This window comes from Pseudomonas baltica (assembly GCF_014235765.1).
In the GTDB taxonomy this organism is placed as follows: Bacteria; Pseudomonadota; Gammaproteobacteria; order Pseudomonadales; family Pseudomonadaceae; genus Aquipseudomonas; species Aquipseudomonas baltica.
The window spans coordinates 623,515-639,889 of record NZ_JACMYH010000002.1 but is presented as its reverse complement, the minus strand read 5'-3'; the positions used below and the strand labels follow the sequence as shown (position 1 = coordinate 639,889).

18 protein-coding genes are annotated in these 16,375 nt (G+C 61.7%); 12 read left to right on the top strand and 6 right to left on the bottom strand.

What is annotated here, in order from left to right:
• The first annotated feature begins 207 nt into the window (after window positions 1-207).
• Window positions 208-1,089, top strand: coding sequence for a threonine/homoserine exporter RhtA (rhtA, locus tag H7993_RS12370; protein WP_122475777.1), 882 nt, complete (start codon window positions 208-210; stop codon window positions 1,087-1,089).
• Between the two features lie 9 nt (window positions 1,090-1,098).
• Here rhtA and H7993_RS12365 read toward each other — a convergent pair whose 3' ends face one another.
• Together H7993_RS12365 and H7993_RS12360 are read right to left on the bottom strand one after the other, a co-directional pair.
• Window positions 1,099-2,907 carry an aminopeptidase P family protein gene (locus tag H7993_RS12365; RefSeq protein WP_185794552.1) on the bottom strand — a complete coding sequence of 603 codons (1,809 nt, stop codon included), beginning with the start codon at window positions 2,905-2,907 and terminating at the stop codon, window positions 1,099-1,101.
• A gap of 155 nt (window positions 2,908-3,062) precedes the next feature.
• Window positions 3,063-3,626, bottom strand: coding sequence for a helix-turn-helix domain-containing protein (locus H7993_RS12360; RefSeq protein ID WP_122475781.1), 564 nt, complete (start codon window positions 3,624-3,626; stop codon window positions 3,063-3,065).
• Between the two features lie 190 nt (window positions 3,627-3,816).
• Here H7993_RS12360 and H7993_RS12355 point away from each other — a divergent pair, with 190 nt between their 5' ends.
• Genes H7993_RS12355 through H7993_RS12330 form a run of 6 tightly spaced genes read left to right on the top strand, consistent with a single transcriptional unit; the run spans window position 3,817 to window position 9,880 of the window.
• The gene (locus H7993_RS12355) at window positions 3,817-6,735 is read left to right on the top strand and encodes a monovalent cation/H+ antiporter subunit A (protein ID WP_185794551.1); all 2,919 of its coding nucleotides are present in this window, start codon (window positions 3,817-3,819) and stop codon (window positions 6,733-6,735) included.
• A complete protein-coding gene (locus H7993_RS12350; protein WP_043186251.1) occupies window positions 6,735-7,079 on the top strand; it encodes a Na+/H+ antiporter subunit C in 345 nt (114 codons plus the stop codon). The genes H7993_RS12355 and H7993_RS12350 overlap by 1 nt, the downstream gene beginning before the upstream one ends.
• The gene (locus H7993_RS12345) at window positions 7,076-8,755 is read left to right on the top strand and encodes a monovalent cation/H+ antiporter subunit D (protein WP_185794550.1); all 1,680 of its coding nucleotides are present in this window, start codon (window positions 7,076-7,078) and stop codon (window positions 8,753-8,755) included. The genes H7993_RS12350 and H7993_RS12345 overlap by 4 nt, the downstream gene beginning before the upstream one ends.
• The gene (locus tag H7993_RS12340; protein ID WP_185794549.1) at window positions 8,752-9,240 is read left to right on the top strand and encodes a Na+/H+ antiporter subunit E; all 489 of its coding nucleotides are present in this window, start codon (window positions 8,752-8,754) and stop codon (window positions 9,238-9,240) included. Before H7993_RS12345 ends, H7993_RS12340 begins: the two co-directional genes overlap by 4 nt.
• Entirely contained in the window at window positions 9,237-9,515 is a 279-nt protein-coding gene (locus H7993_RS12335) for a K+/H+ antiporter subunit F (protein WP_122475789.1), read from the top strand. The genes H7993_RS12340 and H7993_RS12335 overlap by 4 nt, the downstream gene beginning before the upstream one ends.
• Window positions 9,512-9,880 carry a Na+/H+ antiporter subunit G gene (locus H7993_RS12330; RefSeq protein WP_122475791.1) on the top strand — a complete coding sequence of 123 codons (369 nt, stop codon included), beginning with the start codon at window positions 9,512-9,514 and terminating at the stop codon, window positions 9,878-9,880. The genes H7993_RS12335 and H7993_RS12330 overlap by 4 nt, the downstream gene beginning before the upstream one ends.
• Here the strand turns inward: H7993_RS12330 and H7993_RS12325 are convergent, their stop codons facing one another.
• On the bottom strand, window positions 9,881-10,897 hold the full coding sequence (locus H7993_RS12325) for an ABC transporter substrate-binding protein (RefSeq protein ID WP_185794548.1): 1,017 nt from the start codon (window positions 10,895-10,897) through the stop codon (window positions 9,881-9,883).
• Window positions 10,898-10,967: 70 nt separating this feature from the next.
• The gene (locus H7993_RS12320) at window positions 10,968-11,435 is read right to left on the bottom strand and encodes a hypothetical protein (RefSeq protein WP_122475794.1); all 468 of its coding nucleotides are present in this window, start codon (window positions 11,433-11,435) and stop codon (window positions 10,968-10,970) included.
• A gap of 511 nt (window positions 11,436-11,946) precedes the next feature.
• Between H7993_RS12320 and H7993_RS12315 the strand changes: the two genes are divergently transcribed.
• On the top strand, window positions 11,947-12,183 hold the full coding sequence (locus H7993_RS12315; RefSeq protein ID WP_122475796.1) for a DUF2789 domain-containing protein: 237 nt from the start codon (window positions 11,947-11,949) through the stop codon (window positions 12,181-12,183).
• Between the two features lie 21 nt (window positions 12,184-12,204).
• On the opposite strand, the gene H7993_RS12310 is transcribed toward H7993_RS12315, so the two are convergent.
• Window positions 12,205-12,609: a TraR/DksA family transcriptional regulator gene (locus H7993_RS12310; protein WP_122475798.1), complete on the bottom strand. Its 405-nt coding sequence runs from the start codon at window positions 12,607-12,609 to the stop codon at window positions 12,205-12,207.
• A gap of 298 nt (window positions 12,610-12,907) precedes the next feature.
• On the opposite strand from H7993_RS12310, the gene H7993_RS12305 reads away from it, so the two are divergent.
• The gene (locus H7993_RS12305; RefSeq protein WP_185794547.1) at window positions 12,908-13,552 is read left to right on the top strand and encodes a YceH family protein; all 645 of its coding nucleotides are present in this window, start codon (window positions 12,908-12,910) and stop codon (window positions 13,550-13,552) included.
• An 8-nt stretch (window positions 13,553-13,560) separates the two neighbouring features.
• Here the strand turns inward: H7993_RS12305 and H7993_RS12300 are convergent, their stop codons facing one another.
• Window positions 13,561-14,379: a shikimate 5-dehydrogenase gene (locus tag H7993_RS12300; protein ID WP_185794546.1), complete on the bottom strand. Its 819-nt coding sequence runs from the start codon at window positions 14,377-14,379 to the stop codon at window positions 13,561-13,563.
• A 183-nt stretch (window positions 14,380-14,562) separates the two neighbouring features.
• On the opposite strand from H7993_RS12300, the gene H7993_RS12295 reads away from it, so the two are divergent.
• The 3 genes from H7993_RS12295 (at window position 14,563) to pbpG (ending at window position 16,373) form a co-directional block, all read left to right on the top strand.
• The gene (locus H7993_RS12295; RefSeq protein WP_185794545.1) at window positions 14,563-14,949 is read left to right on the top strand and encodes a hypothetical protein; all 387 of its coding nucleotides are present in this window, start codon (window positions 14,563-14,565) and stop codon (window positions 14,947-14,949) included.
• A 112-nt stretch (window positions 14,950-15,061) separates the two neighbouring features.
• Window positions 15,062-15,250 (top strand): hypothetical protein, encoded by a 189-nt coding sequence (locus tag H7993_RS12290; protein ID WP_122475803.1) that lies wholly within the window; start codon window positions 15,062-15,064, stop codon window positions 15,248-15,250.
• 202 nt (window positions 15,251-15,452) lie between these two features.
• On the top strand, window positions 15,453-16,373 hold the full coding sequence (gene pbpG / locus H7993_RS12285) for a D-alanyl-D-alanine endopeptidase (protein WP_122475805.1): 921 nt from the start codon (window positions 15,453-15,455) through the stop codon (window positions 16,371-16,373).
• Window positions 16,374-16,375 lie beyond the last annotated feature (2 nt).

The window sequence follows — 16,375 nt, the reverse complement described above, 5'->3', positions numbered from 1 at the left end:
AAACGGCCAACTCATTGATTAACAAGGAGTTTATCGTTTCGGCTGCGCCGGAAGTGGGGCGAATTATAGAGTGATTCCGGCGGGCGTCAATAGCCAATACGGAGAAAGTTCAGCAAATATAAAAATGGGCAATATATTGCTCATTTCATCCGCCTTGGCCATGATACGCCGCACGCATGCCTTTCACACCTGCCAAGTAGCCGACACATGACTCCGCCTTCGCTGACTACCAAGCTCTACCCTATCGCTCTACTTCTTATAGCCATGGCGTCCATCCAGACTGGTGCCTCGCTGGCCAAGGGCATGTTTCCGTTGATAGGTGCACAAGGTACGACCGCCTTGCGTCTGATCTTCGCCAGCCTGTTCATGCTGGTACTGCTGCGCCCATGGCGCGCCAAGCTGACCTGGACAACGCTGCAGACGGTGATGATCTACGGTATCGCTCTGGGCTGCATGAACCTGCTCTTCTATATGTCGCTGCGCACCGTACCGCTGGGGATCGCCGTGGCCCTGGAATTCACCGGGCCGTTGGCGGTAGCCATTCTGGCTTCGCGCAAGGCTGTGGATTTTGCCTGGGTTGCCCTGGCAGTCGTCGGACTGCTGCTATTGATACCCATGGGAGAGGCGCAGGCAGGGCTCGATCCGGTCGGCGTCTGCTATGCGCTGGGGGCTGGCGTGTGCTGGGCGCTGTACATTCTGTACGGGCAGAAGGCCGGTGCCGACAATGGCGTGCAGACCGCCGCACTGGGTGTGATGATCGCTGCGGTGTTCATCGCGCCGATCGGTATTGCGCATGCGGGCAGCGCCTTGCTCGACATGGCATTGATACCAACTGCCATCGCCGTGGCAATCCTGTCCACGGCGCTACCCTACAGCCTCGAAATGGTCGCACTGACGCGCTTGCCTGCGCGAACCTTCGGTACGTTGATGAGCATGGAGCCGGCCATCGGAGCGCTGTCGGGGCTGTTGTTCCTGCATGAAGTGCTGAGCACTACCCAATGGCTGGCCATAGGCGCGATCATCATGGCCTCAGTCGGAGCCACGCTGACGATTCGTGCCGAACATGCACCTGCCGTGGCCGCCGACTGATCTGGCTCTTCACACGGGTAGAGTGCGCTCACGCAGCCACTCCAATGGGGCGCCTGCCAGCAACGGCGCCACTCGCCGGGCCACTTCGGCATGGTAGTCGTTGAGCCATCGGCGCTCAGCTGTCGACAATTCGTGAACATCTATGCAGCGCGTATCGATCGGGCATAGGGTCAAGGTTTCGAAGTCGAGGAACTGGCCAAAGTCGCTTTTGCCGGCTTCGCGGGTGAGGACCAGGTTCTCGATACGCACACCCCAAGACCCAGGACGGTAGGTCCCCGGTTCGATCGATGTGATCATCCCCGGCAGCATGGCCGTCTGCGGTGTCGTCGCGGCTTGATAGGCGATGACTTGCGGCCCTTCGTGAACATTCATGAAATAACCCACCCCATGGCCAGTGCCGTGCCCATAGTCGACCTGATCGGCCCAGATCGGCGCGCGTGCGATGGCATCGAGCAAGGGTGAAAGGATTCCCTTGGGAAAAGTGGCGCGTGACAGGGCGATCATGCCTTGCAGCACCCTGGTGCAATCCGCCCGCTGTTGCGCCGTGGGCGCACCGACCGGAATCATCCGGGTTATGTCGGTAGTGCCACCTAGATATTGGCCACCGGAGTCGATCAACAGCAGACCATCACCCTCGATCACGGCATGGGCCTGTTCGGTGGCGCGGTAATGCGGCATTGCACCGTTGGCGTTGAACGCCGCAATGGTCGAGAAGCTGAGCGAGACAAAATTGGGTCGACGCGCGCGCGCAGCCGTCAGCCGCTCGTCGATGGTCAATTCGGTTATACGTTCGCAGCCCCAGGCACCGTCCAGCCATGCGAAGAACTCGCACAGTGCCGCCCCGTCCTGCTCCATGGCATGGCGGATATGTTCCGCTTCGGGTGCGGTCTTGCGCGATTTGCTCAGGGTGGTTGGATTGAGTGCTTCTACCAGGGCCACACCCGTCCCGAGGTTTTCGATGATGCCAACGGTGACGCGGGCCGGGTCGAGCAACAGCTTTTCGTCTACCGGCACAGCGGCCAGCGCCGATGCGATGTCGGTGTAGTCGCGAACCTCGATGCCGTCCTGCTCCAGGCTGTCGCGCACGCTGCTATCGACCCTGGACAGCGCAGTGAACAGCGTGGCCGAGCGCTCGCCGATCAAGGCGAATGCGACGAATACCGGGTTATAGGGTACGTCCGACCCGCGCAGGTCAAACAGCCAGGCGATGTCGTCAAGGGTTGCCAGCAAGTGCCAATGGGCGCCGTGCGCCTGAATCTGCTCGCGCAGCGTCTTCAGTTTTTCGCCGCGCTCGCGCACAGCGTAGGGTGCGGCGTGTGCGTAGACCGATTGCGCTGGCAGTGCCGGGCGATCGAGCCAGGCCTGAGCGAAAAGGTCGGTATCGGTACGCAGTGACGCACCTGTCTGCTGGAGCTTTTCTCGCAACTGCCGTGCGGCGGCGATTGCCATGACCGCGCCGTCGACTGCGACCGTGCCGCCTGCGCGCACCTGAGTGCCCAGCCAATCCAGTGGGCCCGGTTGCCCGGCGATCAGCTTGACCAATTCAATGCCGCTGTCGGCGAGTTCGACCCGTGCCTGCTCCCAGTAGCGGCTGTCGGCCCAGAGACCGGCGAACTCGGCGGTCACGATCAGGGTTCCGACCGAGCCCTGGAACCCGGACAACCATTGGCGGGCCTGCCAGTGCTCCGGCAGGTATTCGGATAGATGCGGGTCCGCCGAAGGTACCAGCAAGGCATCTATGCCCTCGCGGAGCATGAGCGCGCGCATGTCGCGCAAGCGCTCGGCAACGGGTAAGCGGGCGGAAGGTGTCAGGCTCATTCGGGCTCCGGTTCGGGTGCTGGATCTTTTAGGCAGATGTTGGAGGCAAATCGTGTGGACGGATAATGGCGAAGGCAGCACCGCGGGGCAACCTCGAGAAAGGACGCTTCGCACCTGCTCGACGGCGTTGCGGTCACCTTGCAGCCTGGAGGAGTTCAGATGACGACGTTACGTACGAAGCGGACAGCCGTTTCGCTGTCGTTGCGGTACGCGTAGGGCTGATTGCTCGGGTAGACGAAAAACTCGCCGGCCGCGAGTTCGCGGGTGCGGCCCGCCAATATGATGGTGAGGCGTCCCTCGCAGACGTAGATCTGCTCGCTCCAACCTTCGGCGTCCGCCTCCGATGCATAGGATTCGCCGGGCTGCAGCAGCCATTCCCAGAGTTCTACCTCCTTGCTGGCCACCGTACTGGCCAGGAGTACAGCCCTGCTGCCCGGCAAGGTGCCGACCCACGCCAGCTCGTTGATACGGCTGGGGTCGCGGTTCTCGCCAGGCTGGATGAGGTCGCTGAAGGCAACCTCCAGCGCTTGCGCGACGCGATCCAGAGTGGTCAGGCTGACGTTGTTGTCGCCGGCTTCGATGGCCACCAGCATGCGGCGACTGACACCGGACTGTTCCGCGAGAGCCGCTTGGGAAAGTCCGGCGGCCTGACGCAAGCGCCGCACGTTATGGCTGACATGCTGAAGCACCGAAGCTTTGGAACTGGGGTCTTTGACCAAAGGGTTTCGCGCTCGCTGTGAGTAGTCCCGCTGATCGACGCAATCCTGGCGGAGCTAACGGTGGTAAAAATTTGTCATAAAAAAACAAGTCGTTACAGCATGCCTGTACGATTCTGCCACAGCTTGCGGGTTGGTGATCAACCAGTGACCCCGTATGATCGTTTTCAATATTCCTGCAGATTAGAAGCCTATGTCCTTGATAGTACTATTGCTTCTGCCCTTCGTAGGCAGTTGCGTGGCAGCCATTCTGCCGCACAACGCGCGCAACGCCGAATCGCTTCTGGCTGGACTGGTAGCCTTGGTCGGCACGGTACAGGTAGCCATGCTGTATCCGCAAATCGCCAACGGCGGTGTGATACGCGAGGAATTCCTCTGGCTGCCCAGTCTCGGGCTCAACCTGGTGCTGCGCCTGGACGGGTTTGCCTGGCTCTTTTCCCTGCTGGTGCTGGGCATCGGCACGCTGGTCGCGCTCTATGCGCGCTACTACATGTCGCCGCAAGATCCAGTACCACGTTTCTTCGCCTTCTTCCTGGCCTTCATGGGCGCCATGCTAGGCCTGGTGATCTCCGGCAACCTGATCCAGATGGTGTTCTTCTGGGAATTGACCAGCCTGTTCTCCTTTCTTCTGATCGGTTACTGGCATCATCGCGCCGATGCACGCCGCGGCGCCTACATGGCGCTCATGGTGACCGGCGCAGGTGGCCTGTGCCTGCTGGCCGGGGTGCTGCTGCTGGGTCATATCGTCGGCAGCTACGACCTGGACAAGGTGCTCGTGGCGGGCAACGTCATCCGCGCGCACGGCCTGTATCCGGTCATGCTGACTCTGGTCCTGCTGGGTGCGCTTACCAAGAGCGCACAGTTTCCGTTCCATTTCTGGCTACCCCATGCGATGGCCGCGCCTACACCGGTTTCCGCTTATCTGCACTCGGCAACCATGGTCAAGGCCGGGGTGTTTCTGCTGGCGCGGTTGTGGCCATCGCTTTCGGGCAGCGAGCAATGGTTCTGGATAGTGAGTGGGGCGGGAGCATGTACCCTCGTGCTGGGTGCCTATGCGGCGATGTTCCAGAACGACCTTAAAGGCCTGCTTGCCTACTCGACGATCAGCCACCTGGGCCTGATCACCCTGCTGCTGGGGCTCAACAGCCCGCTGGCAGCCGTGGCGGCGGTGTTCCACATTCTCAATCATGCGACGTTCAAGGCGTCGCTGTTCATGGCAGCGGGCATCATTGACCACGAGAGCGGCACGCGGGACATACGCCGCTTGAGCGGGCTTTTCCGTCTGATTCCGTTCACGGCCACGCTGGCCATGGTCGCAAGCGCGTCCATGGCCGGTGTGCCGTTGATGAACGGCTTCCTGTCCAAGGAAATGTTCTTCGCCGAAACGGTGTTCATAAGCTCCACCGCCTGGGTCGAGATCGCTCTGCCCGTGGTGGCGACGCTGGCCGGTATCTTCAGCGTCGCCTATTCATTGCGCTTCACGGTGGACGTATTCTTCGGTCCGAAAGCGACCGATCTACCCCATGTGCCCCACGAACCACCGCGCTGGATGCGTGCGCCGGTTGAGTTGCTCGTGCTGACCTGCCTGGTGGTCGGCATCTTTCCCGCGCAATCGGTGGCGCCGTTCCTTGCTGCTGCAGCATTGCCGGTAGTGGGCGGCGAGCTGCCCGAATACAGCCTGGCTATCTGGCATGGCTGGAACGCGCCGATGGTCATGAGCCTGATCGCAATGGGCGCGGGGGTGCTGCTCTACGTACTGTTGCGCAATCAGTTCCGTCATGGTCGCCTGCGTTATCCACCGGTGATCGAACGCTTCAATGGCAAGCGCCTGTTCGAGCGTTCGCAGGTGGTGATGATGCGGCTGGCGCGAAGGGCGGAGCTGCTGTTGACTACCCGACGCCTGCAGGCGCAGTTGTTCATGCTGGTGCTGGTCGCCGTACTGGCGGGGATGGCGCCGATGCTCTACAGCGGCCTGAGCTGGGGTGATCGACCGAAAATTCCAGGTTCGGGCGTGTTCGTGATTCTCTGGATGATTGCCATTGCCTGTGCGCTGGGCGCCGCCTGGCAGGCGAAATACCACCGGTTGGCTGCGCTGACCATGGTCAGCGTGTGCGGGCTGATGACCTGCGTCACCTTCGTCTGGTTCTCGGCGCCTGATCTGGCGCTCACTCAGCTGGTGGTGGAAGTGGTCACCACGGTATTGATATTGCTGGGCCTGCGCTGGCTGCCTCGGCGGATCGAGGAAGTCGCACCGTCACGAGCCACTCTCGACCGCGCCAAGCTGCGGCGCCTGCGCGATCTGGTGCTGGCCCTGGTCGTGGGCGGCGGCATGGCGCTGTTGTCCTATTCGATGCTCACCCGTGCAACACCCAACTTCATTTCCGAGTTCTACCTGAGCCGTGCCCTGCCCCAGGGCGGCGGGACCAACGTGGTCAACGTCATGCTGGTGGATTTCCGCGGTTTCGACACCCTGGGCGAGATCACGGTCCTTGCCGCCGTGGCACTGACCGTGTTCGCCCTGCTGCGACGCTTCCGCCCACCCAAGGAGAGCATGCAGTTGCCTGCGCAGCAGCGCTCGTTGGCACCCGACGTGGTTACCGACCTCATCAACCCACGTGGCGCGGACGATACGGCCCTGGGTTTCATGATGGTTCCAGCGGTTCTGGTCCGCCTGTTGCTGCCGGTGGCCGTGATCGTGTCGATGTACCTGTTCATGCGCGGACACAATCAACCGGGTGGGGGCTTCGTCGCCGGCCTGGTGCTGTCGGTGGCGTTCATCCTGCAGTACATGGTGGCAGGCACGCAGTGGGTCGAGGCCCAGATGCGACTGCGTCCCTTGCGCTGGATGGGTACCGGACTGCTGTTCGCGACCGTCACCGGATTGGGTGCGATTGCACTGGGCTATCCATTCCTGACGACGCACACCGCGCACCTGCACTTGCCGCTGCTGGGTGACTTGCACGTGGCCAGCGCGCTGTTTTTCGACATTGGTGTATTCACCGTGGTAGTGGGTTCGACCCTGCTGATCCTGACCGCCCTGGGCCACCAGTCGGTGCGTGGTCATCGCCCGTCGAGCCTGCCCAAGGGCATCGCCCCCAAAGGAGCCGTCTGATGGAAGAAGTGATTGCAATCGCGATCGGCGTCCTGGCTGCGTCAGGTGTCTGGTTGATCCTGCGTCCGCGGACGTTCCAGGTGGTCATGGGCCTTTGCCTGTTGTCCTACGGGGTGAACCTATTCATCTTCAGCATGGGCAGCCTGTTCATCGGCAAGGAGCCGATCATCAAGGAAGGTGTGCCGCAGGACCTGCTCAACTACACCGACCCCCTGCCCCAGGCACTGGTGCTGACGGCCATCGTCATCAGTTTTGCGATGACTGCGTTGTTCCTGGTGGTGTTGCTGGCATCGCGGGGCCTCACCGGCACTGACCACGTAGACGGCCGGGAGCCCAAGGAATGAGCTGGATGCCCCATCTGATCGTCGCGCCCATCGTGCTGCCGTTGTTCACGGCAGCAGTGATGATGCTGCTCGGAGAAAAACACCGTCCGCTGAAAGCGCGGATCAACGTCATTTCCAGCATGCTGGGACTGGCAATCGCCTGTTACCTGATGTGGTGGGTGCAGGACCAAGGCCAGGCCAGCTCGATTGGCGTGTACCTGCCCGGCAACTGGCAGGTGCCATTCGGTATCGTGCTGGTGGTGGACAGGCTCTCGGCATTGATGCTGGTGCTGACGGGCATCGTCGGGGTCTGCGCCCTGCTGTTCGCCATGGCGCGCTGGGATCGGGCCGGCGCCAGCTTCCATGCGTTGTTCCAGATTCAGCTGATGGGGCTCTACGGAGCGTTCCTGACGGCTGACCTGTTCAATCTGTTCGTGTTCTTCGAAGTGCTCCTGGCCGCGTCCTACGGCCTGATGCTGCACGGCTCCGGCAGGGCCCGAGTATCGGCAGGGCTGCACTACATCGCCATCAACCTGCTTGCCTCGTCGCTGTTCCTGATCGGCGCGGCGATGATCTACGGCGTCACCGGCACCCTGAACATGGCTGACCTGGCGTTGAAGATTCCGCTGGTGCCCGAGGCGGATCGCGGCTTGCTGCATGCCGGTGCGGCCATTCTGGCGACGGCCTTCCTGGCCAAGGCCGGCATGTGGCCGTTGAATTTCTGGCTGGTGCCGGCCTATTCCGCCGCCAGTGCCCCGGTTGCGGCCCTCTTTGCGATCATGACCAAAGTGGGTTTCTACACCCTGCTGCGGCTGTGGACACTGTTGTTCTCCGGACAGGCCGGGGCCTCGGCGCACTTCGGTGGCCAGTGGTTGATCTACGGTGGGCTGGCGACCATCGCCGTGGCCGCAGTGTGCATCGTTGCCGCGCAGCGCCTGGAGCGCATGGCCAGCCTGAGCATCATGGTGTCGGCCGGTATTCTGCTGGCGGCCATCGGTTTCGGGCAGAGTGGACTGATCGGCGCTGCGCTGTTCTATCTGGTCAGCTCGACATTGGCGCTCAGCGCCCTGTTCCTGCTGGCCGAGTTGATCGAGCGCTCGCGCTCGGCCAACGAAATCCCGCTGGAGTACGATGCCGACCCGCTGCCAGCAGCAGTCGAGGCCTTGCATCCACCCAAGGGCATCAACCTGGATGACGAGCAGAAAGCCGTGGTGGGTCAGGTGATCCCATGGACCATGGCCTTCCTGGGTTTGAGCTTCATTGCCTGCGCACTGCTGATCATCGGCATGCCGCCGCTCTCCGGCTTCATTGGCAAGCTGAACCTGATTTCCGCACTGTTCAACCCGCAGGGTCTGGGTGTTGCCAGCGAGCAGACCCTGAGTGCAACCGCATGGGCCTACCTGGCGTTGCTGATTCTCTCAGGGCTGGCGTCGTTGATCGCGCTGGCACGGGTCGGCATGCAGCGCTTCTGGACGCCCCACGAGCGGCCTTCGCCGTTGCTGCGACTCAACGAATGCGTGCCGATCATGGTCTTGCTGGGGCTTTGCGTCATGTTGGCGATGCGCGCCGAGCCACTGTTGCGGTACACGGCGGACACGGCGGCGATGCTCGACGATCCCAAGCAATACGTGATGACCGTGCTGGGCGCTCAGCCAATACCCAGCCCGACTGCTGCCAGCCTGGAGGGTGAACCATGAGCCGCCTGTTCCCCGCCCCTCTTTTGTCCATTGCCCTTGCCGCACTATGGCTGCTGCTCAATGTGTCCCTGAGCGCCGGGAACCTGTTGCTGGCCGCGCTGCTTGGGTGGCTGGCGCCGTTGCTGATGTCGCCCCTGCGGCCTCAGGCGGTACGGATCCGTCGGCCCATGGTGGTGCTGAAACTGCTGCTGCGCGTAGGTGGCGGCGTGCTGGTTTCCAACCTGCAGGTATTCTGGCGGGTGTGGACAATGGACGTTCGCGCGCCCCGCTCGGCCTTCATCGAGATTCCGCTGCAGTTGCACAATGCCAACGGCTTGGCCGCCCTCGCGGCCGTCGCCACCGTCATTCCCGGCACCGTGTGGTCCGAACTGGCTCTGGATCGCAGCGTCCTGTTGATGCATGTGCTGGATCTGGATGACGAGGCGCAGTTCATCAAGGAATTCAAAGACACCTACGAACGCCCGCTGATGGAGATTTTCCAATGAGCGCATTGCTGTCCAATGCCATTGTCGCGAGCCTGTTCATCTTTGCCCTGGCCATGTTGCTGACCCTGGTGAGACTGTTCCGGGGACCGTCGGCCCAGGATCGGGTACTGGCCCTGGATTACCTGTATATCCTGGCGATGCTGGTCATGCTGGTGCTGGGTATACGCTACGCCAGTGACACCTATTTCGAGGCAGCGCTGCTGATCGCCCTGTTCGGTTTCGTGGGCTCGTTTGCGCTGGCCAAATTCCTGCTGCGCGGAGAAGTCATCGAATGAATTCGGTACAGATACTGCCGTTCTGGGTGGAGGTGGCCACAGCGGTATTGCTGCTGGCCAGCAGCGTGTTCGCCTTCACCGGCGCCTTGGGGCTGCTGCGCTTCAAGGACTACTTCCAACGCATGCACCCGCCCGCGCTGGCGTCGACATTGGGCGCCTGGTGCGTGGCGCTGGCTTCGATCTTGTACTTTTCCTGGCTCAAGCACGGGCCAGTGGTGCATGCCTGGCTCATCCCGATTCTGCTGTCGATCACCGTGCCAGTGACCACGCTGCTGCTGGCTCGGGCCGCGCTGTTCCGCAAGCGTACCGCGGGGGAAGCGGTGCCTGCCGAAGTCAGCAGCCACCGCAGCGACAGTGGTCACTGACTACTTGAGGCTGGCGCTGACCTTGCTGGCGACCTCTTCGGGTAGCCATGCCTTCCACACGTCTGGATGATCTTTCATGAACGCCTCGCTGGCCTGGCGAGGCGATGTGCGGGCTTCGCTCATGTCGGCCAGGGCCTTGTTCAGGGGATCGATGGGAAGATCGACCTTGGCGAACAAGTCGACCAGCTGCGGATACTCCTGCTGGAACGCCTTCGACACCCCTATGGACAGCTTGGAAGGTAGAGAGCGGCTCGGCAGCGGCGCAGGGTTGTCGGCATCGGTCAGAGTGCCCCAGGCCTTGGCATCGAACGGCGGTTCTTCGAGCTGGATAAGCTTGTAACGCCCCAGCAGCGGCGTCGGCGACCAATAGTAGAAGAGCACCGGTTTGCCGCGACGGATCGACGACGCGATTTCGGCATCCAAGGCAGCGCCGGAGCCCGAACGGAAATTGACATAATCGTCAGTCAGCTTGTAAGCCTTGAGTTTCTGCGCGTTGACGACTTCGGACGTCCAGCCGATCGGGCTATTGAGAAAGCGGCCCTTGTCGGGACTTTCCGGGTCCTTGAAGACGTCCTTGTAGCGCGCCAGGTCGGCGACGCTGCGCAGCTCTGGCGCGAGCGGTTTGATGCCCTTGGCGGCGTCACCCTTGACCACGTACTCGGGAACGAACCAGCCCTCGGTAGCGCCCTTGACGGTATCGCCCACGCCGATAACCTTGCCCTCGGCTTCGGCCTTGACCCACACCGGGCTGCGCCCCGCCCACTCTTCGGCAATGACCTGGATGTCGTTCTTGGCCAGGGCCGTTTCCAGGGTGATGGTCGTGCCGGGCTGGGTGTCGGTGGGCAGATCGTAGCCCTTCTCGACGATGTAGCGCAGCAGTTCGGTGATGAAGCTGCCGCTTTCCCAGTTCAGATCGGCGAAGTGTATGGGCGCCGGCTGCGCGTGAGCCGGGATGGCTGCAGTCGATAGCCAGAAGCCGGCGCCACAAGCGGCCAGCCAGGCACGTAGTCCTTTCATGCGGGGTTCCTCGGTAAACAGTCGATGACTTGGGTAAGTCAACTTACTGTAGCGCAGGTTCCCCGAGGCGTTACTCGCTGGCCTTGAAGGCCAACTCACCCTTGCGCCACTTCGCCGCCTTGGCGGTTGCCGCCTTCAAGGTCTTGCCGAGGTTTTCCTCGATGCGCTCGTGGGCGGCGAATACCAGCATCACCGTCTGGCCTTCCTTGAACACGATGCCCTCGCCCTGCGCCATGCTGACGAAGGCATACTCGCCGAGCCCGTAAACGGTAAGCTTGATGTCGCGAAACTTGAGTTCGAACTTGCCACCTTCGCGACTGGGCAAGACCGCGGCGCGAAAATGGTCGCCTACTTTGAGTTCGAGCCTGGGTTTGTCATCGACCACCAGTGCGGACTCGGTATCGAGTTCGGCCATATAGATGCCTTCAGCGCTTTGTTCGGTGACATAGACGAAACGCGACTGAAAGAGTTTGACCAACTTCGCACGCAAGTCGCCGAGCACAAACAGTGCGTGCATATCCAGATTACTTACTGCCAATGAAGAATCCTCAAATCGAAACACAGACTACCGAACGCTGTTCGCGTGGTAATAACCTGAAGACGCGGGGAGCGCCGAACGGTCGGCGGCACGTGCAATGACTGCCACCGACCTGCTAACGAAAGACTAAAGGATCGAACCTTGATCCGGGATGCGCAGCGTCGACCCTGCTGCAGGGAAAATTGCCGATGACCGCGAAGGAAAAAGGCAGGCCTGGCCATGTGTGGCTGAGCGGCGCCGGAGCTGCATCGAGCAGCCGGCGACCAACATGATCCGAGCGATGATGCGCATGACGGTGATCTGCCGCGAATAGTACCGAATCGAACCCCGCCGCGGTCAAGAAGTTTGTTGCATGGCTGCGGCCTGGACGGAAAACGGTGCACAGGCCAGTGCTTCTGTCCGTCAGTACTGCAGACAAATCCGGCATCGCATGCGAACTCTGGCGAGGGCCTCGCCTCAGATACTGGGTAACCTTTCAATCATGGCCGGAAACGGCCGCAGAGGAGTCATCATGGATCTGCCGAACCCAAGCCTTACTGGCCTTTTCGATCAACTGGGCCTGGCCAGCGACGAGGCCGATATTCAGAAATTCATTGCCGAGCATCAGCTGGATCAAGACACCAAGCTGATAGATGCGCCCTTCTGGAGTGAACAGCAACGCAACTTCTTGAAAGAAGAGCTGCACAGCGACGCAGAATGGGCGCCCATCGTCGATGAGCTCAACGTGGCATTGCATCCGCAGGCGTAAGAGGTGCCTGCGCGGGCGTGATCATGCCTGACGCTGATGCTTGTCGATCTGCTCGTGGCGCTCTTGCGCCTCGATGCAGTATTTAGTGGTGGGGCTGATCAGCAGACGCTTGAGACCGATCGGCTCGCCACTGTCGTCGCACCAGCCGAAGCTGTCGTCGTTGATCCGGCCCAGGGCCATTTCCAATTGCGGCAGCAGGCGCTGGTCGCGATCGATGACATTGACCAGCCAGTGGCGCTCCTCTTCCACGGAAGCGGCATCGGCGGGATCGGCCGGCGTGTCCAGGCTTTCAATGGCTACACGGCTTTGCTCGATACGCTCTTGGGTCTCGATCTTCATGGCCTGCAACAGCTCGGTGAAGTAGGCCAGTTGCTCGGCGTTCATGTAGTCATCAGCCGGCATGGCCAGCAACTTTTCCTTTGTCATTGATTTCTCTGCAAACGAATAATGCGCTAGGGCAAAACAGGAAGCTCGCGACGCCGGAAGCGACGCAGGCAGAATTCTTCAAGCACCACAGGGCACATGGTCAAGAGGGGCGGCAGTCTAAGGCCGGTTTTGACGCGCAGCAACCCCAAATTTGGCGCCCGCCCGGGTGATGACGTGCCGTCGCGCGCATAGCCGCGCCACGGGCGGCGGCGGGCGGCCGGGCAGACGTCTTTTCGCGCGGCTTTTATAGCATACTGGCCGTCTATGATTGCCTGCGATGATTGCTTGGGGTTTCGCCATGACCGACGTTGAAACAAACGCTTCCGAACCACTGCAGCTCGACGCCATCGATATCCGCGTGCTGGGCGCGCTGATCGAGAAGCAGGCCAGCAATCCGGAAACCTATCCGCTGACGCTCAATGCGCTGGTACTGGCCTGCAACCAGAAGACCAGTCGCGAGCCAGTGAGCCAGTACACCCAGGGGCAGATCGGGCAGAGCCTGCGCGCACTGGAAGGCCGGCAGATGACCCGACTGGTGATGGGCAGCCGTGCCGATCGCTGGGAACACCGGCTGGACAAGGCACTCGAGCTGGTGCCCGCCCAGGTCATCCTGATGGGCCTGATGTTCCTGCGGGGACCGCAGACCGTTGGCGAGCTGCTGTCGCGCAGTGCCCGCCTGCACGACTTCGAGGACAGCGAGCAGATCTTGCATCAACTCGAGCGCTTGATCAGCCGCGGTTTCGCGGTGCATGTGCCGCGCCAGGCAGGCCAGCGCGAAGATCGTTACTCCCACGCCCTGGGCGATCCGGCTGCCATTGACGCAATCATGAACGCCCGTGCTGTGACACTCGAGCGCGTCGGTTCGCGGCCTGACGATACCCGCCTCGACGAGCTGGAGGCACGCATCGCCGCACTGGAAGAGCGCCTGTCGAGACTGGAGTGACGCGCTGATCAGGTGCGGGCGTACTCGGTTGCCAGACGCAGTTGCTCGGCCGTTGGCCGCACGCCGGTATACAACACGAACTGTTCCAGGGCTTGGATGGCAATGACTTCCAGACCGGTGATCACCGGTTTGTCCAGTTCGCCCGCAGCCTTGATCAATGGTGTCTGCCAGGGCAACGCGACCACATCGAATACCCGCTGCGCCGCTTCTATGGCGGCGGTCTCGAACGACAGCTCGTCGGCTTGCTCGCCGCCGGCCATGCCGATCGGTGTGACGTTGACCAGCAATTGCGGGCGCGAATCGCCCAGCTCGGCCTGCCAGGGATAACCGCAGGCGTCGGCCAACGCGCGGCCGGTTTCGTAGTTGCGAGCGATGATCAAGCCATTGCGCAGACCAGCGTCGCGAAATGCCGAAGCCACGGCCTTGGCCATCCCGCCGCTGCCACGCAGGGCAAAGGTGGTGTCGGGATCGACGCCGTGCGTGTCGAGCAGTTGGCGGATGGCCAGGTAGTCCGTGTTGTAGGCCTTGAGGTGGCCGTTGTCGTTGACGATGGTATTGATCGACTCGATGGCCGCTGCCGACGCATCCAGCTCGTCCACCAGGGGTATGCAGGCTTCCTTGAATGGCATCGACACGCCGCAGCCACGGATGCCCAGGGCGCGCATGCCGCCGATGGCGGCTGGCAGGTCGCGCGTGGTCATGGCCTTGTAGTAGTAGTCGAGACCCAACTGGTCGTACAGGTGATTGTGGAAGCGCACCCCGAACGTTCCGGGACGCGCGGCGAGGGACATGCACAGGGTGGTATCGCGGTTGGGAGAAATGGACATCGGTCGCCTCCGGGCGGCGTGTGACGTATGAAAGCGGGCTGACGACGCCATGCCCTTACACAAAATTTACCCATGGACAGGGACGCTTTCGACTGATTTTTTGTCATAGTCGTGTTCCCGGCGAAATGCTTTGGACCTATCGCAGGTTCGAACGCCAGGGGTGCGAAACACGAGGAATCTATCATGATGCGTCAACTTCCCAAGATCGCTCTGTTGATCGGCTCGCTGGCGATGGCCAGCCAGGCCTCGGCGCACGGCGGCGGCTGGCAGGGTGCCGGGCCGGGAATACTGGGCGCGGTATTGGGTGCGGCCGTGGTCGGCGCGGTGGTCACCTCCAATGCACCGCAGCGGGTCTATGTGGAGCAGCAACCGGTGTATGTGCAAAGCCCGCCACCGGTGTATGTGCAGCAACCTGTCTATGTACAGCAGCCGGTGTATGTCCAGTCGCAGCCGGTGTATGCACAGCCCTACCCCGTGTATGCAGCACCACCGCCGCCGCGTGGTTACTACGGGCCACCGCGCGGCTACTATGGGCCTCCGCCGGTCTACTACGGCCCGCCGCGCTGGTGAGTCGCGCGGTGTGAGCGCGATAGGGATTGTCGATGGTGACTATCGAGCAAGGTGATTTCTAAGGTGCGGGTCGATTTCGTAAGGTGGTCGGCAGGAACCACGGAGGTCTCTCATGCCTGTATTAAGAATCATGTCGGTAGTCGGCAGTGCAGTCCCGGAAAAGTTGCGCGATCTGGGTCTTCTGGCGTGCTGGTACGTAGTGCGCGACGGCGAGGCAATCAGCGGCCCCCTGCCCTCCCTGCCCCACGCCAAGCAAGCGTACGCCACACTCACTGCGGCGCAGCACCCTCAGTTGGCCTGAGTCATTGCGCTTGCGACAAAGCCCCGCCTTGCGGGGCTTTTCATCGGACATCGAGCTGGATGAGCTTTTCTTCACGCGGTGCATCCCGACAAGCGCGACAATCGGCAGGCGCTTTGCCATACTTCCGATGTGTGACATTCGACACTCTCGACCCCGCCTCGATCATCAGCCCGATCTACCTCTTTTTCAGTGAGCGCTCCGCGTGAAGACCCCGCTATCTCTTTTCAGCCTGTGGCTGGCCTTGACCACCTTCGTCGTCGCCCCGAACCTGCAAGCGGCGGAAAAAGCCGCCATCCCGCGTGACCCATCGCAGTTGCACCTGGCCTCGGGCAGTGCCCTACTGATCGATCTGCAGACCAACAAAGTGGTCTACGAGAACAACGCCGACCATGTGGTACCCATCGCGTCGGTGACCAAATTGATGACGGGCATGGTGGTGCTGGATGCCAAGCAGTCCATGAGCGAAGTGATTTCGGTGGACATCAGCCAGAACAAGGAAATGAAGGGTGTGTTTTCGCGGGTCAAGCTCGGCAGCGAGCTGAATCGCCGGGACATGCTGCTCATTACTTTGATGTCTTCCGAGAACCGTGCGGCGTCGAGCCTCGCGCATCACTATCCGGGTGGCTACGGTGCGTTCATTGCGGCGATGAATGCCAAGGCTCGCTCGTTGGGCATGACCCATACCCGCTATGTCGAGCCCACCGGGCTGTCCACCAGCAACGTCTCGACCGCACGCGACCTGACCAAGCTGCTGGTGGCGGCGCAGCAGTATCCGCTGCTGAGCGAGCTGAGCACCACGCGGGAAAAGACCGTGGCGTTCAAGAAACCCAGCTATACATTGGGCTTCCATAACACCGATCATTTGATCAACAAGGACGACTGGGACATCAAGATCACCAAGACCGGCTTCACCAACATGGCCGGCCACTGCCTGGTGCTGGTGACGCGAATGGGAGGTCGACCGGTGGCCATGGTGATCCTCGATGCTTTCGGCAAGTACACCCACTTTGCCGACGCCAGCCGCCTGCGCAAATGGGTGGAAACCGGCAAGAGCAGTGCACCGCCGGCGGTGGCGATGGACTACAAGGCGCAGAAGAAGCAAATGCGTCAGGCCGCGGACTGACC